This window comes from Mesorhizobium sp. M2A.F.Ca.ET.037.01.1.1, assembly GCF_003998075.1.
Lineage (GTDB): Bacteria > Pseudomonadota > Alphaproteobacteria > Rhizobiales > Rhizobiaceae > Mesorhizobium.
Genome location: NZ_RZSA01000745.1, coordinates 1 through 3,427, shown reverse-complemented (window position 1 = coordinate 3,427; position 3,427 = coordinate 1). Strand labels below are relative to the sequence as shown.

Sequence of the window (3,427 nt, the reverse complement as noted above, 5' to 3'; positions counted from 1 at the left end):
ATCGGATAGATCGCCAGCACCTTTTGCCAGGCCTCCAGCGCCGACTGTTTGTGGCCGGTCTCGGACATGATCTGGGCGAGGCCCGAAAGCGCGCCGAAATGGCGCGGCTCGAGTTGCAGGGTGCGGTCGATGTCGGCCATCGACTTCCCGTAATTCTTCATCAGGAAATGCACGGTGGCGCGCCGGTTCCAGCCTTCGGCATAGTCGGGCTGCAAGGTCACGACCTGGTCGAGGAAATCGAGCGCGACGTCGAATTTCTGGTCTTCCGTCGCCTTTTGCGCCCATTGCATCATCAGGTCGATCGAGGCGCTGCCGGACTGGTTCCATTCGTTCCAGATGCGGCCGGCGATGCGCTCGGCCGCCTTTTCATTGCGCTCGCGCTTCAACTCCGTGAAGAGCTGGTCGAGGCGGCCCTGCCTGGTTGGAGCGGCCGGCGGCGGTGTCGCGGCGGGCGTCGCGGCATCTGGAGGCAGCGCGCCCGGAACCGTTTCTGCTCCTGCAGGCAAAGCTGCGCCGGAAAGCAAATAGGCGGCGAAAAATGCAAAACGAATCCGCATCGCCGGAATCTAATCCCGGACGGCGGATCGTCCAAATGATTTTAGCGTGAGATAGCCGGCGAACCGGCAATCAACAACAAACGGGCGCGGCGTAGGCTTTTTGCGCATGTCGCTGCCCCAAAACCGCTTGGCGCGTTTGGGCGACATGCACTAAGCCGCGCGCAAGCGTCAGCCCTGGCGCGCCTTGTAGCGCGGAGCGGTCTTGTTGATGATGTAGATGCGTCCCTTGCGGCGAACCAGCCGGTTGTCGCGGTGACGCGCCTTGAGCGCCTTGAGCGAATTCTTGATCTTCATGGTCTTGCCTGTTCGGTCAGGGCCCGTCCCGGGCCGAATTTTAAAGGCGCGCCCGAAAAAAGCGCGCCTTTGAACTTGGCGAGGCTCATAAACGAGGAGTCTCGTCCGTGTCAACCACGTGACGGTGTCCGAACAAGGGCAATTGGCGCGATCCGTCAAATATTCGCCATCCCTACCGGCCACGGCATTGCGCGACTCGAGGTCGACTGGAATGGTGTCCACACCCAAGCGACTGGAGATTCCCATGCGCGGTCTTTTTCTGCCCGCCTGTCTTGTTCTCCTGGCGACCGCCCCGGCAGCGTTTGCCGAGGACTGCGACCGCAGCGACGACAGCCAGTCGATGCTGAACATCTGCGCCGATGCCGACTACCAGGCTGCCGATGCCAGGCTCAATGCCGCCTATAAGAACATCGTCAGCAGCAACGATCAGGCCTCGAATAGGCTGCTGCAGACGGCGCAGCGCGCCTGGATCGCCTTTCGTGACGCCGAATGCGCTTATTCGACCGCCGACAGCGAGGGCGGCTCCATCCATCCGATGGAGGTGTCGCAGTGCCTGACCAAGCTCACCAACGAGCGCTTAAAGCAGCTCACCTCCTCCGCCAACTGCAAGCTGAGCGATCCGAGTTGCGCCGGCTCCGACGCGGGCGGCGACGAGGATATGCAATAGCGGGTTATTTCGGCCTGACGAGGCGCGTGAAATGGCCCATCTTGCGGCCGGCGCGCGACTCGGCCTTGCCGTAGAGATGCAGCATCAGGTCGGGTTCGGCGAGCAGCGCCGGTACCTTCAGCATGTCGTCGCCGATCAGGTTTTCCAGCACGCAATCGGAATGCCGGGCGGGCGAGCCCAGCGGCAGGCCGGCGACGGCGCGGATATGCTGCTCGAACTGCGAGATGACGCAGGCAGCCTCCGTCCAGTGGCCGGAATTGTGCACGCGCGGCGCCAGCTCGTTGGCCAGCAGCGAGCCGTCGGCAAGCACGAAGAACTCGACGCCGATGACGCCGACATAGTCGAGCGCGGAAAGGATTTTTGCGGCCGCATCCTTGGCGGCCGCTGCCGTTTGCGGACCGATGGCGGCCGGCAAGGTCGAGCTGCGCAATATGCCTTCGCGATGGACGTTTTCGGCCGGATCGTAAGCGGCGATCGCTCCGTCGAGACCGCGCGCGGCGATCACCGAAATCTCACGCTCGAAAGCGACGAGCGATTCCAGGATCAGCGGCACATTGCCCATCGCCTCGCAGGTGCCTGCAAAGCCGCCTGTTTCCATGTTGCGGAAGACGCGCTGGCCCTTGCCGTCATAGCCCATGCGGCGGGTTTTCAGCACGCCGCTGCCGTCGAATTTCCTCAAAGCTTCGGTCAAATGGTCGTCATTGTCGACCGGACAGAACTCGGCCGTCGGGATGCCGATGTCATTCAGGAAGCTTTTCTCGGTGACGCGATCCTGCGCGACTTCGAGCGCGCGGCCCGGCGGGTAGACGGGAACCGTTGCCGCCAGCGTTCGCGCCGCGGCGACCGGAACATTCTCGAATTCGTAGGTGACGACGGCGCTGGCGGCGGCCAGGTCGGCAAGCGCCGCCCGATCGTCATAGGCGGCCACGATCTGCCGGTTGGCGACCTGGGCCGCCGGGCAGTCGGCCTGGGGCTCCAGGACCACGATGCGGTAGCCAAGGCGGGCGGCAGCCATCGCCAGCATGCGGCCGAGCTGGCCGCCGCCGATGATGCCGATGGTCGATCCGGGCGCCAGGCTCACGGCGCGTCCGTCGGTTCGGCGGCGACCTTGGCGGTCTGCGCCGCGCGCCAGGCATCGAGCCGGGCGGCGAGCTTGTCGTCGTTAAGCGCCAGCACCGCCGCGGCAAGCAGCGCGGCATTGGCCGCCCCCGCCTTGCCGATGGCCAGCGTGCCGACCGGGATGCCGGCCGGCATCTGCACGATGGAGAGCAGCGAATCCTGGCCGGACAGCGCCTTGGATTCGACCGGGACGCCGAAGACGGGCAGCGGCGTCATCGCCGCCGTCATCCCGGGCAAATGCGCGGCGCCGCCGGCGCCGGCGATGATCACCTTGTAACCGGCGGCCTTGGCCCCCTTGGCGAACTCATAGAGGCGGTCGGGGGTGCGGTGGGCGGAGACGATCAGCCTTTTGTGCGGAATGCCCAGCGCATCCAGGGTTTCGGCCGCCTGGCGCATCGTCGCCCAGTCGGACTGGCTGCCCATGATGATGGCGACGTCGGCACGCTGATCGGTCAAGGTTCGCTCCCGGCGGCAAAGGCGCGCCTTAGCGGAATTCGCCGATAGCCGCAAGGATTGTCGCGATGCAGCCAGCTAGTCCGGCCAGCGCAACGATCCGGTCGAATCCTTGCGAGCGACCTTCATCGCGTCAGCCGGCCGGTCCTTCGCCGTCAGCACGGCGCGCAGTTGCTCGGCCACGATCTCCGCCTCGCCAGGATGCAGATTGCAAGGGTCGAGGAAGAAATGGCCTCGCTCGACCTCGTGGTTGCGCACGATGATCGGCGGCGAGCCGGCGGCGAGCGCGGAGGCAAGTCCGGCAGCCGTGAAGCGGCTCTCCGGGCGCACATAGACC

5 protein-coding genes and 1 pseudogene are annotated in these 3,427 nt (G+C 65.3%); 1 reads left to right on the top strand and 5 read right to left on the bottom strand.

The window, feature by feature from the left end:
* On the bottom strand, positions 1 to 557 hold a 557-nt coding region (locus EOA27_RS28215), incomplete at its 3' end, for a hypothetical protein (protein WP_127257781.1).
* Positions 558 to 725: 168 nt separating this feature from the next.
* Positions 726 to 851 carry a type B 50S ribosomal protein L36 gene (gene ykgO, locus EOA27_RS28210; protein WP_040974291.1) on the bottom strand — a complete coding sequence of 42 codons (126 nt, stop codon included), beginning with the start codon at positions 849 to 851 and terminating at the stop codon, positions 726 to 728.
* A gap of 244 nt (positions 852 to 1,095) precedes the next feature.
* Between ykgO and EOA27_RS28205 the strand changes: the two genes are divergently transcribed.
* Positions 1,096 to 1,518: a lysozyme inhibitor LprI family protein gene (locus tag EOA27_RS28205; protein ID WP_126080821.1), complete on the top strand. Its 423-nt coding sequence runs from the start codon at positions 1,096 to 1,098 to the stop codon at positions 1,516 to 1,518.
* Between the two features lie 4 nt (positions 1,519 to 1,522).
* On the opposite strand, the gene EOA27_RS28200 is transcribed toward EOA27_RS28205, so the two are convergent.
* The 3 genes and pseudogenes from EOA27_RS28200 to EOA27_RS28190 form a co-directional block, all read right to left on the bottom strand.
* Positions 1,523 to 2,599, bottom strand: coding sequence for a 5-(carboxyamino)imidazole ribonucleotide synthase (locus EOA27_RS28200; RefSeq protein WP_126080820.1), 1,077 nt, complete (start codon positions 2,597 to 2,599; stop codon positions 1,523 to 1,525).
* Positions 2,596 to 3,093 (bottom strand): 5-(carboxyamino)imidazole ribonucleotide mutase, encoded by a 498-nt coding sequence (gene purE, locus EOA27_RS28195; RefSeq protein ID WP_126064066.1) that lies wholly within the window; start codon positions 3,091 to 3,093, stop codon positions 2,596 to 2,598. The genes EOA27_RS28200 and purE overlap by 4 nt, the downstream gene beginning before the upstream one ends.
* Positions 3,094 to 3,168: 75 nt before the next feature.
* A pseudogene (locus EOA27_RS28190) lies at positions 3,169 to 3,427 on the bottom strand (hypothetical protein); the annotation flags it as partial.